Genomic DNA, 20910 nt, shown 5'->3' on the forward strand with positions numbered 1-20910 from the left:
AACGAATAAATTTCATGCTTTTAGTCACAAACTAAGTAAAAAGGATGTTTTTTCATCATGGAGAGCAAAATCAAATTAAAGTGGCTCTATATAGCAAGTGCGGCTTTATTAACATTATTAACGGTATATGTATTATTTTTGCTTCGGTCGTTGTTGTTGCCGATGTTGCATTGGATCTGGATCAGTTTATTACCGTTTGTATTGGGGGGATTTATCGCTTACTTGCTTCATCCGCTTGTGAAGGCGATGGTGAAGCGCGGTATTTCGCGAGTAGGAGCCATTATTATTATTTATATTTTATTTTTTGGTCTGTGCGGCTTTGCGATCGTTAAAGGAACGCCTTTATTCATTCAGCAGTTGCGAGATTTGTCTGCCAGTGCGCCGAAAATATCACAAATGTATGAACAGCAAATGATTGTCTTGCAAGTGGAAACATTAAATTGGCCGGACGGTTTGCAAGATCAGCTTCGTGAGCGGCTCGTTCGTTTCGAAGGCTGGTTAACGAAGCTAGTTGAACAATTTATGAATATATTGATGAAAGCGATCAACTTTTTATTCGTATTAGCGATTGTCCCGTTTATTTCTTTTTACTTATTAAAAGATATGACTCGAGTCAAAAAGTTTGCTTGGAGAATCACGCCGAAACGGTGGCGCACGCGAGCTCTTCGCTTTGTGAACGAACTCGATTATTCCTTAGGCTCCTACATTCGCGGACAGCTTTTCGTTTGCCTATTGATCGGAGGAGCAGCAGCATTGTTATTTTCAATGATTGGGCTTCCTTATCCTATTTTGCTTGGGGGGATTATAGGTATTACCAATGTGATTCCTTATTTTGGACCGCTGATTGGGGCAATACCTGCCGTATTTGTTGCGCTCATGATCTCTTTTAAAATCGCTATATATACTGTGATCATCGTGTTCGTGCTACAATTCATCGAGGGGAATATTTTGTCTCCGTGGATTGTAGGTAAAAGTTTGCATCTTCACCCGCTATTTATTATCGGCGCTCTGATGGCTGGTGGAGAGATTGGCGGTGTGGTGGGAATGGTGGTGGCTGTTCCTGTACTGATCATTTTAAAGGCGGCTTTTTCCGCTGATCGCCGTGTGAAAGCTCGGTTGCACAAGCCACTCATTGACAAGTAGGGATGAAGTTTTTTATAATTCGGTTATAATAAATGTTAAATCAAAGAAGGATCGAGTATGTTATAGTCCACCTTATGGCTATGATGCCGCAGAGAGGAGCTTCCTTGGCTGGAAGAAGTTCTAGGTGAAGGATAACAGAAAGCTAGTCCAGAGAGCAGTTAATCGCTGCCGTCAGCCGCGTTAAGGCAGAAGAGAGATGAGTCGTACAAGACCGATTCATAATCAGGGTGGTACCGCGAGAAGCTTCGTCCCTGTCCGGGGAACGGGGCTTTTTTTGTTGTCTTCAGCCTGCGAAATAATTGTAAATTAAGGAGGAATATAGGATGAAAACATTAACAGGTGCACAAATTCGTCAAATGTTTTTAGATTTTTTCCAGGAGAAAAACCATCGAGTCGAGCCAAGCGCTTCGCTTGTACCACATGATGATCCGAGTTTATTATGGATTAACAGCGGCGTCGCGACATTAAAGAAATATTTTGATGGTCGTGTGATTCCAGATAACCCGCGGATTACGAATGCGCAAAAATCGATTCGAACAAACGATATTGAAAATGTCGGAAAGACAGCTCGCCATCATACGTTCTTTGAAATGCTAGGGAACTTCTCAATCGGCGAATACTTCAAGAAAGAAGCGATTCATTGGGCATGGGAGTTTTTAACGGATGAGAAATGGATGGCGTTTGAAGCGGATAAATTATCGGTGACGATCCATCCTGAGGATGATGAAGCATTTGAAATCTGGAATAAAGAAATCGGCTTGCCAGAAGAAAGAATTATTCGTTTGGAAGGAAACTTCTGGGATATCGGGGAAGGCCCAAGTGGACCGAACACAGAAATTTTCTATGATCGTGGCGAGGCGTATGGCAATGATGAAAATGATCCGGAACTGTACCCAGGTGGGGAAAATGAGCGTTATTTAGAAATTTGGAACCTTGTATTTTCTGAGTTCAATCATAATCCAGATGGCACGTACACACCACTGCCAAAGAAAAATATTGATACAGGTATGGGGCTTGAGCGCATGGCTTCTGTCGTGCAAGAAGTACCAACGAATTTTGATACAGACTTATTTATGCCGATTATTGAAGCAACAGAAGTGATTTCTGGTGAGAAATATCGTGAGAGCGTTGAGAAAGACGTGGCATTCAAAGTGATTGCTGACCATATTCGAACAGTGGCCTTTGCGATTGGTGACGGAGCGCTTCCTTCTAATGAAGGCCGCGGCTATGTTCTGCGCCGTCTATTGCGTCGTGCGGTGCGCTATGCAAAACAAATCAATATTAATCGTCCATTTATGTTTGAATTAGTGCCGGTCGTTGGGGAAATTATGAAGGACTTCTATCCTGAAGTGTCAGCGAACACGGAATTCATTCAAAAGGTGATCAAAAACGAAGAAGAGCGTTTCCACGAAACTCTTCATGAAGGCTTAGCGATCTTATCATCTATGATGAAAGCAGCAAAAGATCAAGGCTCTGATGTCATTGCTGGAGAAGATGTGTTCCGCTTATATGATACGTATGGTTTCCCTGTAGAATTAACAGAAGAGTATGCGGAAGAAGAAGGCATGAAGGTCGATCACGAAGGTTTTGAAAAAGAAATGGAAAACCAACGTGAGCGCGCGCGTGCAGCTCGTCAAGATGTCGACTCGATGCAAGTTCAAGGTGGGGTGCTTGGAGACATTAAAGTACCAAGTCAGTTTAGCGGCTATGATCAATTAACGGTAGAAACAAAAGTAGCTGTTATTATTGCCAATGGTGAGATCGTTGAATCGGCAACAGCAGGCGAAGAAGTTCAATTTATTTTGGACGAAACACCGTTCTATGCGGAAAGCGGTGGCCAAATTGCTGATAAAGGAGTCGTGGAAGCAGACGGTCTTCGAGTGGTGATTCAAGATGTGAAAAAAGCACCGAATGGCCAACATGTGCAGCAGGCAGTAGTAGAGCAAGGAACATTAAAAACAGGCCAAACAGTGATGGCTCGAGTGGACGAGGCATCTCGCAGTAAAATTATTAAAAACCATACAGCTACGCACCTTTTACACCAAGCACTAAAAGACATTCTTGGTACACATGTTAACCAAGCAGGTTCATTAGTAGGACCCGATCGTCTTCGTTTTGACTTCTCTCATTTTGGACAAGTGCAGCCAGAAGAGCTAGAACAAATTGAAACGATCGTCAACGAGAAAATTTGGCAAAGTCTAGCCGTTAATATTGCTAATAAATCACTGGACGAAGCAAAAGCAATGGGAGCAATGGCCCTGTTTGGCGAAAAATACGGCGACGTCGTTCGCGTTGTGTCTGTAGGGGATTATAGCCTTGAGCTTTGTGGTGGCTGTCACGTACCGAATACATCTGTCATTGGTTTGTTTAAAATTGTGTCTGAAAGCGGAATTGGTGCCGGTACACGCCGTATTGAAGCGGTGACAGGAGAAGCGGCGTACCAGCTATTAAATCAGCAAGTCGCTCTATTGAAAGAAGCAGCGAACAAGTTAAAAGCGAATCCGAAAGACATTGTGGCAAAAGTAGAAAGCTTGCAAGTAGAGATGAAAGAGTTACAGCGTGAAAATGAATCACTTTTACACAAATTGTCCAATATAGAAGCAGGAAGTTTATTAGATAACGTCAAAGAAGTAAATGGCGTGAAAGTTTTAGCGGCACGCGTACAAGCGGCAGACATGAACAACTTGCGTACCATGGCTGATGAGTTAAAGCAAAAGCTTGAGTCTGGCATCATTGTTTTAGCGGCACCGAGCGAAGATAAAGTGAACATCATTGCAGGGGTGACGAAAGATTTAGTGGAGAAAGGCTATCATGCTGGTAAGCTTGTGAAAGAAGTGGCATCGCGTTGCGGCGGCAGCGGCGGCGGACGTCCAGATATGGCGCAAGCAGGAGCAAAAGACCCTTCTAAAACAGAAGAAGCGCTACAATTTGTTGAAGAATGGGTGAAATCCGTTTGATTCCACAGTAATTTATTGTACAATGTAAATAACTTGTACAAAAGCAGGCTTACATTTGTTGAGCCTAAAGCGAGGTGCTAATTATGAGCTCTTTTGATCAAACGATGAGGTTCAATTTTCCTGAAGAGCCGTTTGAACAAGATGTGAAAGAAGTATTGTTTAAGGTGCATGATGCCCTTCAGGAAAAAGGATATAATCCAATCAATCAAATTGTTGGTTACTTACTTTCCGGCGATCCTGCTTATATCCCACGCCATAACGATGCACGTAATTTAATCCGTAAGCTTGAACGGGATGAAATTATTGAAGAGCTTGTGAAAACGTACTTGAAACAGCAGCGAGAGGGTTAAATCTTTATGAGAGTAATGGGATTAGACGTCGGTTCAAAAACCGTTGGCGTCGCAATTAGTGATGAATTAGGCTTTACCGCTCAAGGGATTGAAACAATTCGCATTGATGAGGAAAAGCAAGATTTTGGGCTCGATCGGCTCGATGTTCTTTGCCAGGAATACGGCATTGAGAAATTTGTCGTCGGATTTCCAAAGAATATGAACAATACGGTTGGTCCGCGAGGGGAAGCTTCGCAAGCATTTGCCAAGCAGCTTGAGGAACGATATTCCTTGCCTGTGGTCCTCTGGGATGAACGCATGACCACGATGGCGGCGGAGCGGGTGTTGCTTGAAGCGGATGTCAGCCGTAAAAAGCGCAAGAAAGTAATTGATAAAATGGCGGCAGTGATGATCCTTCAAGGATTTCTCGACAGCCAATACTAATGAGGTGGAAAAAGATATGACACATGATGAAAAACAAATTACTATTATTGATGAAAACGGAAACGAACAATTATGCGAAGTGTTGTTCACTTTTGATTCTGACGAATTCGAAAAATCTTATGTGCTTTACTTCCCTGTAGGAGCGGAAGAAGACGAAAATGAGGAAATCGAAATTCATGCTTCTTCTTTCATTCCAGCAGAAGATGGTCAAGACGGCGAATTAATGCCAATTGAAAGCGATGAAGAGTGGGATTTAATTGAAGAAATGTTGAACACATTCCTTGACGAAGAAGAGGAATAAGAAAAAGGGCCGGATTTTCCGGTCCTTTTTTTATGGGGATTGTAGTATAATGGGAGGGCGAAGAATGACTCGTTTATTGTTGAAAGGGGAAAAAATATGTCGAAGAAGTTGTATATACAGCCTCCAGAGAGAAAGAGGCGACTGAAAAGATCGATCATTTTCATGATCTTCACTTTCTTCCTATCCATAGGAGGCGCAGCAGCAGGTATGTATTACTTTGTGAAATCTGCACTTCAACCTGTTGATAAAAACGATCGGACCCCTATCCACGTTTCTATCCCAATTGGTTCTAGCCTTTCTGTTATAGCGGATCAACTAGAAAAAAAGGGGCTAGTGAAAAATGCAGAAGTGTTTAAATACTATGTGAAATATAAAGAGGCGGATGCTTTCCAAGCAGGGGAATATTCTTTTCATCGGGCGATGACGATTGATGAAATGATGAAAATACTAAAAACCGGAAAAGTGATAACGGGCGAAGTTCAACTAGTCATTCCTGAAGGATATCAATTGTCACAAATTGCTGCGATGATTAGTAAAGAAACGGGACGCAGTCAAACAGAAGTGTTGAAAGTCATGAATGATCCAGCCTTTATCAAGCAAATGATCCAAAAATATCCGGAATTATTGACGAAAGAAATTTTGGCGGATAAAATTAAATATCCGTTAGAAGGCTATTTATATCCAGCTACGTATCATTATGGCGATAAGAAAAAGCCAGTGAAAGAAATCGTAGAAGATATGATCGAAAAAACAGATGGCGTGTTAGTGCAATATCGAACGTCGATGGCTGCGAAAAAAATGTCTGCTCATCAGCTGTTAACGATGTCTTCACTTATTGAAAAAGAAGCAACTGAGAAAGCGGATCGCAGAAAAATTTCCAGCGTCTTTTATAATCGTCTAGCGCAAAATATGCCGTTGCAGACGGACCCAACGGTTTTATATGCACTTGGGAAACATAAAAGCCGTGTGTATTACAAAGATTTAAAAGTCGAGTCGCCGTATAATACGTATAAAGTGAAAGGACTTACACCGGGCCCTATCAGCAATAGTGGAGTATCTTCGATTGAAGCGGCTTTAAATCCTGAGCAGACAGACTATCTCTATTTTCTTGCTTCCCCGGCTGGAGATGTGTATTACTCGAAGACATTAGAAGAGCATAATCAGCTGAAAGAAAAGTACATTACGAATGCGAAGCCGCAGTAAAGTAGAACAGTCGCTTTTTTCTTTACAATATGTTAGAATAATTCAAGTGTTTTTTAGTTAGTGGATAATAGAGCGCAAAAAAGGTAGAAAGCTTTAGGAGCTTTCTTCTTTTTCTTGTATAGCCTTTTTAGAAAAGGGGATTGAAATTGGACGATAAAATCCATCATTATATAGAAACATTAGTTAAGGATCGATCAGATCTGTTTGTCGAAATGGAGGATTTTGCGAGAGAGAATCGCGTGCCTATTATGGAAGTGGTCGGAATTGAGGCTCTTCTGCAAATGTTGCGGTTACAAAAACCAAAGAAAATTTTGGAGATCGGTACAGCGATCGGCTATTCTGCTTTGCGAATGGCAGCTGTTCTTCCTGGAACAGAGATTGTCACGATTGAACGCGACTCAGAACGTTATCAAAAGGCGCTTCACTATATTGAGCGCGCCGCTTTTGGAGATCAAGTCAATGTTATATATGGAGATGCGCTTGAAGTCGTAGAGGAAATCGGGAAGAAGGGCCCGTATGATGCCATCTTTATTGATGCAGCGAAAGGCCAGTATACGAAGTTTTTTAAACATTACACGGCGTTTTTAACGGAACAAGGAACCGTTTATACAGATAATGTCTTATTTAAAGGATATGTAGCTGAAGAATTAGTTCAGACGAAACGAACGCGAAATTTAGTGAAAAAAATCCAAAAGTACAATGAATGGTTGATGACTCATCCAGACTACGATACGGCGATTATTCCGGTCGGTGACGGATTAGCTGTCAGCCTTAAAAGAGGTGGGAAAAAAGATGAATAAACCAGAACTACTCGTAACTCCTAACAGCGTGGAGTCGATTTTGCCGTTAGCGGAAGCGGGGGCAGATGCTTTTGTTATCGGTGAGCAGCGATATGGATTGCGGCTTGCTGGAGAATTTAGCCGTGAGGATGTGAAGAAATCGATTGAATTGGCTCACTCATTAGGGAAGAAAGTCTATGTCGCTATGAATGCGATTTTTCATAATGATCGTGCGAATGAATTAGATGATTATGTGGCGTTCTTACAGGAAGTCAACTGTGATGCCATTATCTTTGGGGATCCCGCTGTGTTAATGGCTGTCCGTCAAGTAGCGCCTACTATGCCGCTTCACTGGAATACAGAAACGACAGCAACGAATTATTTCACTTGCAATTATTGGGGCAAACGAGGAGCAGTTCGCGCCGTGTTAGCTCGTGAGCTAAACATGGATGCGATTATGGAAATTAAAGAGAATGCCGAAGTTGCGATTGAAGTACAAGTGCATGGAATGACGTGCATGTTCCAATCGAAGCGACCATTGCTTGGCCATTATTTTGAATACCAAGGCAAAGCGATGGAGATTGAAAACCGTAAAGAAGCGAAGAATATGTTTCTTCATGATAAAGAGCGCAGTAATAAATACCCGATTTATGAGGATGAAAACGGCACTCATATTATGAGCCCGAATGATATTTGTATCATTGATGAGCTACAGGAAATGGTAGAGGCGGGAATTGATAGTTTTAAAATTGATGGGGTTCTACATTCACCTGAGTATTTGTTAGAAGTAACGAAACTATATCGTCAAGCGATTGATTTATGTGTAGACGAGCCAGAACAATACGAAGAAGTCAAAGATGAACTTCTTGAAAAAATAGAAGCAATTCAACCGGAAAATCGCCCACTAGATACTGGCTTTTTCTTTAAAGAAACGGTTTATTAAGGAGGGATTAGCGTGGATACGATCATAAATGATAAAATTTCCAAAATCGTTGATGGCAAACGAGTCATTGTGAAGAAACCTGAATTATTGGCTCCAGCCGGAACGCTTGAAAAATTAAAAATAGCGGTGCATTACGGTGCGGACGCTGTATATATCGGCGGACAAGAGTATGGACTCCGTTCGAATGCGGGTAATTTCACCTTTGAAGAAATGAAAGAAGGGGTGGAATTCGCCAAGAAATACGGAGCAAAAATTTATGTAACGACGAATATTTATGCGCATAACGAAAATATTGATGGGCTAGAGGATTATTTGCGCGGACTGCAAGAGGCAGGTGTGACGGGAATTATCGTAGCCGATCCACTCATCATTGAAACATGTCGTCGCGTGGCTCCAAACGTGGAAGTGCATTTAAGTACACAACAATCTTTATCCAATTGGCGTGCAGTGCAATATTGGAAAGATGAAGGTCTTCACCGTGTCGTGCTTGCTCGTGAAACGACGGGAGAAGAAATCCGTGAAATGAAGGAAAAAGTGGATATTGAAATCGAAACGTTCATTCACGGAGCGATGTGTATTGCATACTCCGGCCGTTGTGTGTTAAGTAATCATATGACGGCTCGCGATTCCAACCGCGGAGGCTGCTGTCAGTCTTGCCGCTGGGATTACGACCTATATTCATTAGATGAAAAAGGAGAAAATCCACTGTTTTCCGAGGATGATTCTCCATTTGCGATGAGTCCTAAAGACTTAAAGCTAGTGGAATCGATCCCGCAAATGATTGAGCTTGGCATTGACAGTTTGAAAATTGAAGGCCGAATGAAATCAATCCATTATGTCGCGACGGTTGTTAGTGTCTATCGCAAAATTATTGATGCGTATTGTGCAGACCCAGCCAATTTCAAAGTAAAGCAAGAATGGTTGGAAGAGTTGGATAAATGCGCTAATCGTCCAGCAGCTCCTGCTTTCTTCCAAGGAACACCTGGAGCGAACGAGCAACTATTTGGTGTTCATGGGAAAAAAGCGACACATGATTTTGTTGGTCTCGTGTTGGATTATGACGCGGATACACAAATGGTCACATTGCAACAACGTAACTTTTTCCGTCCGGGAGATGAAGTCGAATTTTTCGGCCCGGAAATTGACAACTTTACACAGGTCATTGATAAAGTTTGGGATGAAGATGGTAACGAACTAGATGCCGCCCGTCATCCGTTGCAAATCGTCCGCTTTAAAGTCGATCAACCAGTGTATCGAGACAACATGATGCGAAAGGGGCTAGAGTAAGACCAATGGAGCAAAAACCAGTAGTCATTGGGATTGCCGGAGGATCCGGTTCCGGGAAAACAAGCGTTACCAAAGCGATTGATGAATTTTTTAAAGGGCATTCAGTCATGATCATTGAACAAGATTATTATTATAAAGATCAAAGTCATTTACCATTTGAGGAACGATTAAAAACGAATTATGATCATCCGTTTGCCTTTGATAATGATTTGTTAATTGAGCATGTCAACCAACTATTGCAATACAAATCAATCGAAAAGCCTGTCTATGATTATGTTCAGCATACGCGCTCAACGGAAACGATTGTGATGGAGCCGAAGAATGTAATTATATTAGAAGGTATTCTTGTATTAGAAGATCCAAGGCTTCGCGAGTTAATGGATATTAAGCTTTTCGTGGATACCGATGCGGATATCCGCATCATTCGTCGGATGATGCGCGATATTCAAGAACGCGGGCGTACGCTTGAGTCAGTAGTAGACCAGTATATTCAGGTCGTTCGACCGATGCATAATCAGTTTATTGAACCGACGAAGCGTTATGCCGATATCATTATTCCTGAAGGCGGCCAAAATCACGTCGCCATCGACCTTGTCGTGACTAAAATTCAAACAATTCTTGAACAAAATGCTATTTTATAGTATCTTTTTATGAAACAGACATAATCTTTAAGAAACAGGGCTGTCTCAATACTAAAGGGTTGTTACCCGCATGGAACGTATATAATGAAGAATATTTTCATTGCATACTGTTTTTCGGGAGCAGACGCTTTTGAGGCAGCCTGCTCATGTTTTTTGCTTTCTTGAAACAGAGAGGGCAGCGAGATGAAAAGGAGTGGAAGGGACTTGTCAGTAGAAAAAGTATACCCTATGACAGAAGAGGGAAAAGCAAAGCTAGAACAGGAACTTGAACATTTAAAATCGGTGAAACGAAAAGAAGTAGTAGAAAGAATTAAGATCGCCCGCAGCTTTGGCGACCTATCGGAAAACTCCGAATACGATTCAGCAAAGGAAGAACAAGCATTTGTGGAAGGTCGTATCGGCACATTAGAAACAATGATCCGAAACGCTAAAATTATTGAAGAGGATTCCGTGGATCCAAGCGTTGTATCTTTAGGGAAAACGGTTGTATTCATTGAATTGCCAGATGGTGAAGAAGAAGCATATACAATTGTGGGGAGTGCAGAGGCGGATCCGTTTGAAGGCAAAATCTCCAATGATTCTCCAATCGCTAAAAGCTTAATTGGCAAACGAGTGGGCGACCAAGTGAATGTCGTGACACCGGGCGGAGACATGTCTGTCAAAATTGTTTCAATTAGCTAATCGGTAAGAAAAAACGCTAAAGGCATCGACCTTTAGCGCTTTTTTCTTTGTAAATGACTTCAGGTTCTTGACAAGTCATGATAAAATGTTGAATGATGCATTAGAGAGGGGAGAAACAAGATGGCGACTCGTGCAGAACGAAACTCGAAACGAAAAAAAACAAATCGTGTATTAAACACAGCCATTGCCGTGGTTGTTCTTCTAATTGTTGTTGTTGCCTTTACTATTTTCTCAGGTGGAAATGACGAAGCAGCGAAAAAGCCGGTTGAAAAGAAACCGGCAACAGAGCAAAATACCGCTAGCAATACGGATGAAAACAAAGCGGAAGAAGTAACTGTAACGGACGATTCTGATAACAAGAAAGAAGAAAACAAAGAAGAAAAGAAAGATAAAGAAAAACAAGAAGAAAAGAAAGATAAAAAAGTCGTGAAAAACAGCGATGAGCCAAACGTAGAGCAAGAAATTGTGGATCCGAATTGGAAGGGAGTTGGCACTTCACAAACAGGCGAGCATAACTCCTCTTTCGACAGCAACTCTCCGGATTGGCAAGAGAAGCTAAATGCCCTTTCCTATGCCACAGGTATTTCTGAGGGAGAGATGGTCGTTTGGTTTGTAAAAGGCCAAGGACCGAACGATGCGGTCGGAACCGTATCGCCAAAAAGCAATACAGATGAAGCGTATCGTGTGTTTCTTACTTGGGTAGACGGTGAAGGTTGGAAACCAACAAAAATGTACAAGCTCGAACAAAATGATAAAGGTCGTTTTTAAGGAGTTCGCCTAGACGAGCTCCTTATTTTTTTAGCTTAAAATGAACAACAGCTGAGTAGAATTTCTGTCCATCGGGATCAATATGCATTTGATGAGACACGGAGTGCACACCAAGCATAATTGCTTTATTGTGCTCGATTTGCTGCTGGATTTTCTTTTCTAAGGAAGCGAGATCAGCCGCTTCAAAAAACTCTACTTTGTCTTCGATTAACTCTAAATGAAATTGCATAAATACGTCTCCTTTATAACAATAGTCTTTTTATCTATACAAGATAAACACAAGAGATGGCAAGCAATTATTGCGAAAAAATGATAAAATATAGCGAAATGATCATTTTCAAGTGATCGGTTGATTAGCACTTGTGAAATTGGAGGAAAAGAAAAGATGAAAATAGCTATTATTGGTGCGATGGAAGAAGAAGTAACGATCTTGCGTGATCATATCGATGTGAAACAAGTAGAGACGATCGCAAATAGTGAATATACAACAGGTACGATGAATGGGGCAGAAGTGATTTTATTGCGTTCTGGTATTGGGAAAGTGAACGCAGCGATGACGACATCGGTTTTGCTTCAGCATTTTCAGCCAGATGTCATTATTAACACTGGATCCGCTGGTGGATTAAATCCAGAGTTAAATGTGGGAGATGTCGTCATTTCTACAGAAGTCCGTCATCACGATGTCGATGTAACGGCGTTTGGCTATGAGTACGGTCAAGTTCCTCAGTTGCCAGCTGCGTTTGAAGCCGATGAAAAGCTTCTGAACATCGCTGTAAGCTGTGCAAAAGAAGAGGAGGGTATTCAAGTCGTGAAAGGTTTAATCGCGACGGGAGACTCATTTATGAGCGATCCAGAGCGAGTGAAATTTATCGGCACGAAATTTAACGACTTACAAGCGGTAGAGATGGAAGCAGCAGCGATTGCACAAGTAGCTTACCAATTCGGCACACCATTTGTGGTCATCCGCTCATTGTCTGATATTGCCGGCAAAGAATCCAATATCTCCTTTGATCAATTTTTGCCGAAAGCGGCCCTTCATTCCTCGCAATTAGTCATGAAAATGGTCGATCAATTAGCCAAAGCGTAAATTGTGAAGAATTTGTGAGAAGTCTGCTACAAAACGACCGAAATGTGGTACATTATTAGTAATCAATGTTTCGGGAGTGATGGAAATGGTTATGATGATTATGGGTTTATTACTAGCAACAATCACAGGGGTAATGATTTCTGTATCTATTGATTAATGTGTTAACGTCCGGCTGAGAGTGCTCAGCCGGATTTTTTATTTGGTGGTGTAGGTCTATTGCTTCTGGGCGTCGTTTTGATTTTGTACGCTTTAATATTGGTGTATTTTGTTAATTTTGGTGCGATTCAGCACCTCCTTCCCACTCACGTTCATCGTGTTTCCTTTATCTCATGCGGCTGGCTGCAGTCCATACGTCGCTAAACGGCGCCTTCCGCTTTTCGTTATTCCCCTTTCTCTTCTTTGTAGAATTCGTGGAACATTTTCATGAGGGCTCGTTTTTCGATGCGGGAGACGTAGCTGCGGGAGATGCCGAGTTGTTTGGCGATTTCTCGTTGGGTTTTTTCGTCGGCTTGGTTGAGTCCGAAGCGAGCGATGATGACTTCTTGTTCGCGCTCGTCTAATACGCTTAAGAATTTCAACACCTTTTTGAGTTCGATCGATAAAAGAATGTGGTCAAGGACATCTTCATCTTTTGATTTTAAAATGTCGAGCAGGTTGATTTCGTTGCCTTCCTTATCATGTCCGATCGGATCTTGGAGGGAGACTTCTTTTTTTGTTTTCTTTAAAGCTCGAAGGTGCATCAGTATTTCATTTTCGATGCAACGGGCAGCATAAGTAGCTAGCTTCGTTCCTTTGCCTCCTGAGTAGCTTTCAATCGCTTTAATTAAACCGATCGTGCCAATGGAAATTAAGTCTTCTGCATCTTCTCCTGTATTTTCAAATTTTTTGACGATGTGCGCCACGAGTCGTAAATTATGTTCAATCAATTTGTTTCTAGCTTCTGAATCGCCTGCCGCCATTTTTTCTAAGTACATTTTTTCATCGGCAGCTGATAATGGCTGGGGAAAGGCGTTGTTTTTGACATATGAGACGAAAAAGATTAGTTCTTTTGTTAAATAGGACAAAGCAGCAATAATGCTCAACATGTTTGCGCCTCCTTTAAAAATCCGCTATGTCTCAAATATATGAGCATCAGCACATTTTTTTGCCTGTCCGTCTGAGGAGAAAGGGGAGAAATAGAGAAAGAGACTGTCCTGACAACAAATAGTGTTGTCGGGGCAGTCTCTTTTCTTACACTTTTTTCAATTTAAATGGACTAATCATTAACAAAGATAGAACAATAATAATGACCATGAACAATTGTGTTGGAACGTAAGGAATGGTTAAATAGCTAAGTGTTAGCAAACAGCCAGCTGCTGTGATGGGCAGTCCTTGAAAATACCCGTTATTTTCAGTAATGTTAAAGCGCGCAAGACGTAAAGCGCCGCATCCAATATAAAATACGGTGAAAAAGGAGCCTGGAAAGCCGAAGTTCGATAGTACACTAATATAAAGAAGTAATGCGGGAGCCACACCAAAAGAAATAATATCGCACATCGAATCTAATTGCTTTCCTAACTCGGACTCAATATTCATTTTACGGGCAACCATTCCGTCAAAGCGGTCGGCTAAAGCCGCCACAAAGATCAACAACAGTCCTAAGCTCGGTTGGTTATTTATCGTCATTAAGATTGAAAAACCACCTAAAGCTAAGTTACCCAATGTCAGCAAATTCGCCGTTTGTGCTTTTAGTTTTTTAACGGTCAAATCTAACACATGAGATATAAACAAATTGACACTCTCCTTGAATTTAGCAGCCATCTGCTAATAGTTTATTATATAATAATATTTTAACGGTATTCTATTATACCACAAATCCAACTGGAATTTTTTACTTTTTTGGAGGTTAACGTGTGAAACAGCAATTATACCGGTTTTTTATTGAATTAACAAATAAGCAATGGTCTTCAAAGCTTATTGAGAAATATACTTGCTCCTCGCTAAGTAAACCAATGATTCGCCCGTTTATGAAGGCGTATCAAATTAATGAAAAAGAGATGGAGCATCCCATTGAAGATTACCAAACATTACATGATTTTTTTATTAGAACTTTATCAGTGGAAGCGAGAACTATAAACTATAGTGCGGATCATGTGGTTAGTCCCGTCGATGCAAAGTTGGCCGAGGCTGGAATCATCACGCAAAACCGCGAATTTCTTGTTAAAGGAAAAACCTATTCTTTACAAGAAATGCTTGGAAATAAAGAAAAAGCAAGAATGTATGAAAATGGTGTATTTCTTGTTTTATACTTGAGTCCTGCCCATTATCATCGCATTCATAGTCCGGTGGATGCGAAGGTAGTGGATCGCTGGATTCTTGGACGCCATTCCTATCCGGTGAATGAACACGGCTTAAAATATGGCAAGGCGCCGCTTTCGAAAAATTATCGGGATATTACAGAGCTGAAGCATCAGCATGGTCAAATGGCGGTGGTGAAAGTGGGAGCGATGTTTGTGAATGCGATTGAAAGAACACATGAAAATACCTTTTGGAAACAAGGAGAAGAGGTCGCCTATTTTAACTTTGGCTCAACAGTGGTTCTGTTTTTTGAAAAAGGTACATTTCAACTCGACTCTAACCTTGTTGTTCCTTGTGAAGTGAAGGTAGGAGAACGGCTGGGGGCCTTGCTGAATCCTAACTGACAGCTTTAACAGAAACGGCTATACTAATCAAACCCTCACCTTTTATTATAGCCATAAAAAAAAGCCTGAATGACAGGCGCTTTTAAGAAATTTTTGCATTTTTTAATAGCGAGCGTTTTTTGAGTTCAAGTTCCATAAGTTCAAGAAATTCTTCGTTTAATTTCAGCTGTCTTGCTTTAAAATAAGATTCTAACAGTAGATCATCTGGAATGTGTTTCAAAATAAATTCACCTCCTGCAATATTTGTTCTATAATGGAGTCGATTTGCATAAAATACTAAGTTGTGATTGGTTCTCCCTAACTTTACCAAAAGATAAAGAGAAGAACAAGTGTTCCTTTATCCACAGGATAAAGTGGATAAATTGTGGGTAATTTGTGGTTAACAATGGAAAAGCGTTCTATTGCCATGTGGGGAATGTGTATAAGCTTATCCACAAATTGGTGAATGAAGGATTTTGTCGATAAAAAAATGTATTTCTTCATTTTTTGACAAATCGCTTTTCTTGATATTTTATTTTGTAACGAATGATAAAATTAGATATGATAAGGACTGAAAGGTTTTCAGAACGGGGTGTACAGATTGTTAAAATTATTTTTACCGAACCAACAAATAAAAAGTGTATATGATATTCATCCTGAAGAATTAAAAGCTCGGGGGATTAAAGCGATTATTACCGATTTAGATAATACGCTCGTCGCATGGGATCGGCCAGATGCCACACCGGAATTGTTAGAGTGGTTTAAAGAAATGAAAGAACACGGCATTAAGGTATTGATTGTTTCCAACAATAATAAAATGCGTGTGAGTACCTTTTCTCATCCGTTAGATATTCCATTCATTTTTGAAGCAAGAAAACCGATGGGCAAAGCGTTTCGCCAGGCGGTTAAATTGCTCGGTGTTAAGAGAGAGGAAACGGTTGTCGTTGGTGATCAACTGTTGACTGATGTGTTTGGCGGCAATCGCAGTGGATTTTATACCATTTTGGTGGTCCCGGTTGCGCAAACGGATGGTTTTTGGACAAGAATTAATCGCAAAATTGAAAGAAGAATTATGAATGCATTTAAACGAAAAGGTTTAATTCAATGGGAGGAAAATAAGTGAGTAATGAAAAGGTAATTTGCACGGGTTGCGGTGTGGAAGTACAAACGGAGCGTCCAGAAGGTCTTGGTTATGCGCCGCCATCGGCTCTTTCAAAAGAAGTGGTTGTTTGCCAGCGTTGTTTCCGTTTGAAAAATTACAATGAAGTACAAGATGTACCGTTAACGGATGATGACTTCTTAAACATTTTAAATACATTAGGCACGACCGACAGTTTGATTGTTAAAATCGTCGATATTTTTGATTTTAACGGCAGCTGGCTTCCGGGGCTGCATCGCTTTGTCGGAAAAAATCCAGTGTTGCTCATAGGAAATAAAGTAGACTTATTACCGAAATCCGTCAAAACGAACCGGCTGATTCATTGGATGAAGCAAGAATCGAGAGAGCTTGGTTTGAAACCAATTGATGTCTTGCTTGTGAGCTCGATGAAAGGCCAATCGATTCAAGAGGCGATTGAAGCGATCGATTATTATCGTAACGGAAAAGATGTGTATGTCGTCGGCTGTACAAATGTCGGTAAATCCACATTCATTAACCGCATTATTAAAGAGGTGAGCGGTGAGAAAGATGTGATTACGACGTCGCATTTTCCAGGTACAACATTAGATATGATTGAAATTCCTCTAGACGATGGCCATGTATTAGTAGACACACCAGGCATTATTAATCATCATCAAATGGCGCATTTTGTGGATAAGCGAGATTTGAAATACATTACGCCTAAAAAAGAAATTAAACCAAAAGTGTTTCAACTAAATGAGGAACAAACCTTGTTTTTCGGCGGGTTAGCTCGGTTTGATTATGTGTCCGGCGGGCGTCGTTCTTTTACTTGCTATCTTTCTAATGAATTAACGATTCATCGCACGAAGCTTGAAAAGGCAGATGAATTATACAAAAATCATGCCGGTGAGTTGTTAACTCCACCTCGTCCAGAACAAATGGACGAATTTTCGGAACTGGTTCGCCAAGAATTTCGGATTAAAGAGGGGAAAACGGATGTGGTATTCTCAGGTCTTGGCTGGGTAACGGTGAATGAACCGGGAGCGCTAGTCGTCGCTCACGTTCCAAGAGGCGTTAGTGTCTTTTTACGACCATCTTTAATTTAAGGAAGGGAAGAAGATGAAGAAATTATTTGGCGTGATTGGTGACCCAATTGCCCATTCCATGTCGCCTGTGATGCATAACTCGGCATTTAATGCGCTAAAGTTTGATGGGTATTACCACCCCTTTCACATAAAGCCTACTGATTTAGCGGATGGAGTAAAAGGAATGAGAGCGATTGGTGTGGAAGGTTTTAATGTCACCATCCCGCATAAAACAGCGATTATCCCGCTTCTTGATAAAGTGGACCCGTTAGCTGAAGCGATAGGCGCGGTGAATACCGTGGTGCGTGAACATGATCAATGGGTAGGATATAACACGGATGGATTAGGCTATGTTCGTGCTCTTCGTGAGGAATATCCGGGTGCATTAGAGGAGCAGCATGTGTTGATCATTGGAGCAGGAGGAGCGGCTCGGGCCATTTTTTACACATTAGCTTCTGAGGGAGTCAGTCGAATCACGCTTGCTAACCGAACGCTAGAAAAAGCGAAAGCGATGATCGAAAGTTGTCCTTACTCAGTGGAAGGGACTGTCTTGTCACTAGAAGAGGCTGAGAAAAAGCTAAGGGAATATGATGTGATCATTCAGACGACGTCGATTGGGATGTCGCCGCAAGTAGAAAACATTCCAATGGCACTAGATCATTTAAACCCAAAGGCATTCGTTTCTGATATTATTTATAATCCATTAGAGACCAAATTATTACAAGAAGCAAAGAAGCAAGGAGCTTACACACAGAACGGATTGAAAATGTTTGTGTATCAAGGAGCGCTTGCATTTGAAAAATGGACAGGGGTATTTCCTGATGTTCAAGAGATGGAAAAAGTTGTTTTACAACAATTAGGAGGAAAAACATGTTAACAGGTAAGCAAAAAAGATTTTTACGTGCAGAAGCACATCATTTAGATCCCATTTTCCAAGTAGGAAAAGGCGGCGTGAATGAGAACATGATTAAACAAATAGGTGAGGCGCTCGAGGCTCGCGAATTAATGAAAATTAGCATTTTGCAAAACTGTGATGAAGATAAACAAGAAGTCGCACAAGCTATTGCTAAAGGTGCGAAAGCGGAAGTTGTACAAATTATTGGGAATATCATTATTCTGTATAAGGAATCAAGAGAAAACAAGCAACTGGTGCTGCCAAAATGAGAAAGAAGGTTGGCCTTTTAGGGGGAACGTTTAATCCCCCTCATGTCGGTCATCTTATCATTGCCAATGAGGTGCTTGAAGCGCTTGAGCTTGATGAGGTTCGTTTTATGCCCAATAAAACTCCTCCTCATAAACAGATGGATGAAAGAGTGTCAGAAGAAGATCGTATCGGTATGCTGTCCGTCGCTATCGACAATCATCCAAAGTTTCAGCTTGAATTGATTGAAATGGAACGTAATGGGAAATCTTATACATATGATACGATTAAATTATTAAAGGAACGAGAGCCGAAGACGGATTTTTATTTTATCATCGGTGGCGATATGATTGAGTATTTGCCTAAGTGGTATCAAATAGATAAACTGTGTCAGCTCGTGACCTTTGTTGGTGTTCGCCGTCCAGGGTATTCTGTAGAAACCTCTTATCCTGTTCGTTTAATTGACACGCCTGAAATTCATCTTTCTTCAAGCTTACTTAGAGAAAAAGCAGCAACGAACGGTACTTTACGGTATTTGCTGCCGGATCAGGTGATTGCTTATATAAAGGAGAATCAATTATATGAACCGAGAACAGGCATTACAGATTGTGAAAGGGCAGATCACTGAACATCGTTACAATCATACATTAGGTGTCATGCATACAGCGATTGAGTTAGCGAAAAAATACGGAGCCGATCCGCAAAAAGCAGAGATGGCTGCTATTTTCCATGATTATGCGAAATTTCGCCCGAAAGAGGAGATGGCGGCGATCATTCAAAGAGAAGGGATGGATTCGCGCTTATTATCTTTCCATTCTGAGCTGTGGCATGCCCCTGTTGGAGCGTATTTAGTTCAAACAGAAGTGGGAATTGACGATGAGGAAGTACTAGATGCCATTCGTTATCATACATCAGGGCGAGTGGGGATGCCGCTTCTTGAGAAAGTAGTTTATTTAGCGGATTATATTGAGCCGGGCCGCCATTTTCCGAAAGTGGAGAAGGTGCGGGAATTAGCGAAGGAAGATTTAGATGCCGCTGTCATTAAAGCAGTGAAAAATACGATTAAATTTTTAATGAAAAGAAATCAGCCGATCTTCCCGGATACGTTTGATACGTATAATGATTTAACGAAAAAGAAGGAGGAAAAACGTTAATGGGTCAACCTGAAATTTTACAACGTGTCGCTAAAGCGGCAGATGATAAACGCGCAGAACATATTGTTGTGTTAAATATGCAAGGGATTTCTTTAATCACCGACTATTTTATGATTTGTCACGGAAATTCGGATAAACAAGTGCAAGCCATTGCTCGGGAGGTTAAGGAGCAAGCGGAAGAGCTCGGATACACAGTTAAACGTATGGAAGGCTTTGATGAAGCCCGCTGGATCTTGATCGATATCGGAGATGTTGTCATTCATGTATTCCATCGAGATGAACGAGTGTACTACAATCTGGAGCGATTATGGGGAGATGCACCGCAAGTGGATGTGGAGAGCGAGCTGCTTGCATGACCTATCAACGCTTTGCCTACGTATATGATTTTTTAATGCAAGATGTTCCTTATGAAGAATGGCTTCGTTTTTTTGAGCAGCATACAGCCAGTGTAGCCGGTAAAAAAGTGCTTGATCTCGCTTGCGGAACAGGTGAATTGACATGGAGATTAGCGTCGGCTGGCTGGGATGTGACGGGCGTTGATTTATCTGAAGACATGCTGATGATGGCTCGGGAAAAAGCCGCTGAAAAAGGCTTGTCCTTTTCGCTCTACCAGCAAGACATGCGAGAGCTAGAAGGGCTTGGTACATACGATGTAGTGACGATTTTTTGTGACTCCTTAAACTACTTGCACAGTGAAGAGGATGTGAAACGAACATTTCGTCTTGTTCACGCTCATTTAGAAGAAGGCGGAATTTTCCTCTTTGACGTTCATTCATTGTATAAAATACATCATATTTTTACCGATGGAACGTTTACTTCCACGGAGGATGAAGTATCGTACATTTGGCACTGCTTTGAAGGAGACTTGCCTAACAGTGTCGACCATGAGCTAACGTTTTTTGCTCTTGATGAATCGAGCGGTCAATATGAGCGGTTTGATGAAGGGCATACCCAGCGAACATTTGAGCCGGAGCAATATACAGCATGGCTCGAACAGGCTGGCTTTGAGGTGCTGCACCTAACCGCAGATTTTACAGCTGATTCTCCTAAACAAGAAAGTGAGCGAATCTTTTTTGTAGCTCAAAAAAAAATATCATGACTAAAAAGCTCCCGATAACAGCGGATCAATGCGGTTGTTATCGGGGTTTTTAGTCTGTGAAAAAAATGTTGTAAATAAAAAGGTTTTT

Annotated in this window: 26 protein-coding genes; 22 read left to right on the plus strand and 4 right to left on the minus strand. The window is 41.3% G+C overall.

The genetic code is table 11. The annotated features are described in order from the left end of the window. The first annotated feature begins 57 nt into the window (after positions 1–57). The 12 genes from IRB43_RS01515 to IRB43_RS01570 all read left to right on the plus strand — a co-directional run bounded on the left by IRB43_RS01515 (position 58) and on the right by IRB43_RS01570 (position 11476). The gene (locus IRB43_RS01515; protein ID WP_203361660.1) at positions 58–1143 is read left to right on the plus strand and encodes an AI-2E family transporter; all 1086 of its coding nucleotides are present in this window, start codon (positions 58–60) and stop codon (positions 1141–1143) included. Between the two features lie 323 nt (positions 1144–1466). After that, a complete protein-coding gene (gene alaS, locus IRB43_RS01520) occupies positions 1467–4100 on the plus strand; it encodes an alanine--tRNA ligase (RefSeq protein ID WP_203361661.1) in 2634 nt (877 codons plus the stop codon). Positions 4101–4183: 83 nt separating this feature from the next. After that, positions 4184–4450, plus strand: coding sequence for an IreB family regulatory phosphoprotein (locus IRB43_RS01525; RefSeq protein WP_095477670.1), 267 nt, complete (start codon positions 4184–4186; stop codon positions 4448–4450). A 6-nt stretch (positions 4451–4456) separates the two neighbouring features. Further along, entirely contained in the window at positions 4457–4873 is a 417-nt protein-coding gene (gene ruvX, locus IRB43_RS01530; RefSeq protein ID WP_203361662.1) for a Holliday junction resolvase RuvX, read from the plus strand. A gap of 4 nt (positions 4874–4877) precedes the next feature. After that, positions 4878–5174 (plus strand): DUF1292 domain-containing protein, encoded by a 297-nt coding sequence (locus IRB43_RS01535; protein WP_343070745.1) that lies wholly within the window; start codon positions 4878–4880, stop codon positions 5172–5174. A 96-nt stretch (positions 5175–5270) separates the two neighbouring features. Further along, positions 5271–6377: an endolytic transglycosylase MltG gene (gene mltG / locus IRB43_RS01540; protein ID WP_203361664.1), complete on the plus strand. Its 1107-nt coding sequence runs from the start codon at positions 5271–5273 to the stop codon at positions 6375–6377. Positions 6378–6523: 146 nt separating this feature from the next. Continuing rightward, a complete protein-coding gene (locus IRB43_RS01545) occupies positions 6524–7177 on the plus strand; it encodes an O-methyltransferase (protein WP_238941736.1) in 654 nt (217 codons plus the stop codon). Then, a complete protein-coding gene (locus tag IRB43_RS01550) occupies positions 7170–8099 on the plus strand; it encodes a peptidase U32 family protein (protein ID WP_203361665.1) in 930 nt (309 codons plus the stop codon). Before IRB43_RS01545 ends, IRB43_RS01550 begins: the two co-directional genes overlap by 8 nt. 12 nt (positions 8100–8111) lie before the next feature. Then, positions 8112–9386, plus strand: coding sequence for a peptidase U32 family protein (locus IRB43_RS01555; RefSeq protein WP_203361666.1), 1275 nt, complete (start codon positions 8112–8114; stop codon positions 9384–9386). 5 nt (positions 9387–9391) lie between these two features. Continuing rightward, a complete protein-coding gene (gene udk, locus IRB43_RS01560; protein ID WP_203361667.1) occupies positions 9392–10027 on the plus strand; it encodes a uridine kinase in 636 nt (211 codons plus the stop codon). Positions 10028–10231: 204 nt separating this feature from the next. Next, positions 10232–10708 (plus strand): transcription elongation factor GreA, encoded by a 477-nt coding sequence (gene greA / locus IRB43_RS01565; protein ID WP_203361668.1) that lies wholly within the window; start codon positions 10232–10234, stop codon positions 10706–10708. A gap of 120 nt (positions 10709–10828) precedes the next feature. After that, a complete protein-coding gene (locus IRB43_RS01570) occupies positions 10829–11476 on the plus strand; it encodes a YrrS family protein (protein WP_203361669.1) in 648 nt (215 codons plus the stop codon). A 22-nt stretch (positions 11477–11498) separates the two neighbouring features. On the opposite strand, the gene IRB43_RS01575 is transcribed toward IRB43_RS01570, so the two are convergent. Continuing rightward, positions 11499–11705, minus strand: coding sequence for a YrzA family protein (locus tag IRB43_RS01575; protein ID WP_203361670.1), 207 nt, complete (start codon positions 11703–11705; stop codon positions 11499–11501). Positions 11706–11861: 156 nt separating this feature from the next. On the opposite strand from IRB43_RS01575, the gene mtnN reads away from it, so the two are divergent. Next, positions 11862–12563 carry a 5'-methylthioadenosine/S-adenosylhomocysteine nucleosidase gene (gene mtnN / locus IRB43_RS01580; RefSeq protein WP_203361671.1) on the plus strand — a complete coding sequence of 234 codons (702 nt, stop codon included), beginning with the start codon at positions 11862–11864 and terminating at the stop codon, positions 12561–12563. Between the two features lie 380 nt (positions 12564–12943). On the opposite strand, the gene sigK is transcribed toward mtnN, so the two are convergent. Then, positions 12944–13648, minus strand: a complete 705-nt coding sequence (sigK, locus tag IRB43_RS01585; RefSeq protein ID WP_203361672.1) for an RNA polymerase sporulation sigma factor SigK — start codon at positions 13646–13648, stop codon at positions 12944–12946. Between the two features lie 145 nt (positions 13649–13793). Continuing rightward, positions 13794–14333, minus strand: coding sequence for a CDP-diacylglycerol--serine O-phosphatidyltransferase (gene pssA / locus IRB43_RS01590; protein ID WP_203361673.1), 540 nt, complete (start codon positions 14331–14333; stop codon positions 13794–13796). A gap of 122 nt (positions 14334–14455) precedes the next feature. Between pssA and IRB43_RS01595 the strand changes: the two genes are divergently transcribed. Next, the gene (locus IRB43_RS01595; RefSeq protein ID WP_203361674.1) at positions 14456–15244 is read left to right on the plus strand and encodes a phosphatidylserine decarboxylase; all 789 of its coding nucleotides are present in this window, start codon (positions 14456–14458) and stop codon (positions 15242–15244) included. An 82-nt stretch (positions 15245–15326) separates the two neighbouring features. On the opposite strand, the gene sda is transcribed toward IRB43_RS01595, so the two are convergent. Next, positions 15327–15464 (minus strand): sporulation histidine kinase inhibitor Sda, encoded by a 138-nt coding sequence (gene sda / locus IRB43_RS01600; RefSeq protein WP_203361675.1) that lies wholly within the window; start codon positions 15462–15464, stop codon positions 15327–15329. 360 nt (positions 15465–15824) lie between these two features. On the opposite strand from sda, the gene IRB43_RS01605 reads away from it, so the two are divergent. From IRB43_RS01605 to IRB43_RS01640, 8 genes are read left to right on the plus strand one after another with little or no spacing between them, the layout of a single operon-like run. Next, positions 15825–16346, plus strand: coding sequence for a YqeG family HAD IIIA-type phosphatase (locus IRB43_RS01605; RefSeq protein ID WP_203361676.1), 522 nt, complete (start codon positions 15825–15827; stop codon positions 16344–16346). Continuing rightward, positions 16343–17449, plus strand: a complete 1107-nt coding sequence (gene yqeH / locus IRB43_RS01610; protein ID WP_203361677.1) for a ribosome biogenesis GTPase YqeH — start codon at positions 16343–16345, stop codon at positions 17447–17449. Before IRB43_RS01605 ends, yqeH begins: the two co-directional genes overlap by 4 nt. A gap of 13 nt (positions 17450–17462) precedes the next feature. After that, positions 17463–18305: a shikimate dehydrogenase gene (gene aroE / locus IRB43_RS01615; protein WP_203361678.1), complete on the plus strand. Its 843-nt coding sequence runs from the start codon at positions 17463–17465 to the stop codon at positions 18303–18305. Further along, positions 18299–18592 (plus strand): ribosome assembly RNA-binding protein YhbY, encoded by a 294-nt coding sequence (gene yhbY, locus IRB43_RS01620; protein ID WP_203361679.1) that lies wholly within the window; start codon positions 18299–18301, stop codon positions 18590–18592. Before aroE ends, yhbY begins: the two co-directional genes overlap by 7 nt. Beyond that, positions 18589–19197 carry a nicotinate-nucleotide adenylyltransferase gene (locus tag IRB43_RS01625; RefSeq protein ID WP_203361680.1) on the plus strand — a complete coding sequence of 203 codons (609 nt, stop codon included), beginning with the start codon at positions 18589–18591 and terminating at the stop codon, positions 19195–19197. The genes yhbY and IRB43_RS01625 overlap by 4 nt, the downstream gene beginning before the upstream one ends. Further along, on the plus strand, positions 19151–19723 hold the full coding sequence (gene yqeK / locus IRB43_RS01630) for a bis(5'-nucleosyl)-tetraphosphatase (symmetrical) YqeK (RefSeq protein ID WP_203361681.1): 573 nt from the start codon (positions 19151–19153) through the stop codon (positions 19721–19723). Before IRB43_RS01625 ends, yqeK begins: the two co-directional genes overlap by 47 nt. Next, a complete protein-coding gene (gene rsfS, locus IRB43_RS01635; RefSeq protein WP_203361682.1) occupies positions 19723–20079 on the plus strand; it encodes a ribosome silencing factor in 357 nt (118 codons plus the stop codon). The genes yqeK and rsfS overlap by 1 nt, the downstream gene beginning before the upstream one ends. Further along, on the plus strand, positions 20076–20822 hold the full coding sequence (locus IRB43_RS01640; RefSeq protein WP_203361683.1) for a class I SAM-dependent DNA methyltransferase: 747 nt from the start codon (positions 20076–20078) through the stop codon (positions 20820–20822). The genes rsfS and IRB43_RS01640 overlap by 4 nt, the downstream gene beginning before the upstream one ends. The last annotated feature ends 88 nt before the right edge of the window (positions 20823–20910 follow it).

It is taken from the genome of Bacillus sp. REN10 (genome assembly GCF_016820555.1).
In the GTDB taxonomy this organism is placed as follows: domain Bacteria; phylum Bacillota; class Bacilli; order Bacillales; family Domibacillaceae; genus Bacillus_CE.

Coding starts and splice junctions, on each gene's coding strand:
- mltG (WP_203361664.1), top strand. CDS start 5,271: ATGTCGAAGAAGTTGTATATACAGCCTCCAGAGAGAAAGAGGCGACTG.
- alaS (WP_203361661.1), top strand. CDS start 1,467: ATGAAAACATTAACAGGTGCACAAATTCGTCAAATGTTTTTAGATTTT.
- IRB43_RS01515 (WP_203361660.1), top strand. CDS start 58: ATGGAGAGCAAAATCAAATTAAAGTGGCTCTATATAGCAAGTGCGGCT.
- rsfS (WP_203361682.1), top strand. CDS start 19,723: ATGGGTCAACCTGAAATTTTACAACGTGTCGCTAAAGCGGCAGATGAT.
- IRB43_RS01625 (WP_203361680.1), top strand. CDS start 18,589: ATGAGAAAGAAGGTTGGCCTTTTAGGGGGAACGTTTAATCCCCCTCAT.
- IRB43_RS01640 (WP_203361683.1), top strand. CDS start 20,076: ATGACCTATCAACGCTTTGCCTACGTATATGATTTTTTAATGCAAGAT.
- udk (WP_203361667.1), top strand. CDS start 9,392: ATGGAGCAAAAACCAGTAGTCATTGGGATTGCCGGAGGATCCGGTTCC.
- IRB43_RS01570 (WP_203361669.1), top strand. CDS start 10,829: ATGGCGACTCGTGCAGAACGAAACTCGAAACGAAAAAAAACAAATCGT.
- yhbY (WP_203361679.1), top strand. CDS start 18,299: ATGTTAACAGGTAAGCAAAAAAGATTTTTACGTGCAGAAGCACATCAT.
- IRB43_RS01550 (WP_203361665.1), top strand. CDS start 7,170: ATGAATAAACCAGAACTACTCGTAACTCCTAACAGCGTGGAGTCGATT.
- mtnN (WP_203361671.1), top strand. CDS start 11,862: ATGAAAATAGCTATTATTGGTGCGATGGAAGAAGAAGTAACGATCTTG.
- sigK (WP_203361672.1), bottom strand. CDS start 13,648: ATGTTGAGCATTATTGCTGCTTTGTCCTATTTAACAAAAGAACTAATC.
- ruvX (WP_203361662.1), top strand. CDS start 4,457: ATGAGAGTAATGGGATTAGACGTCGGTTCAAAAACCGTTGGCGTCGCA.
- yqeK (WP_203361681.1), top strand. CDS start 19,151: ATGAACCGAGAACAGGCATTACAGATTGTGAAAGGGCAGATCACTGAA.
- aroE (WP_203361678.1), top strand. CDS start 17,463: ATGAAGAAATTATTTGGCGTGATTGGTGACCCAATTGCCCATTCCATG.
- IRB43_RS01525 (WP_095477670.1), top strand. CDS start 4,184: ATGAGCTCTTTTGATCAAACGATGAGGTTCAATTTTCCTGAAGAGCCG.
- IRB43_RS01575 (WP_203361670.1), bottom strand. CDS start 11,705: ATGCAATTTCATTTAGAGTTAATCGAAGACAAAGTAGAGTTTTTTGAA.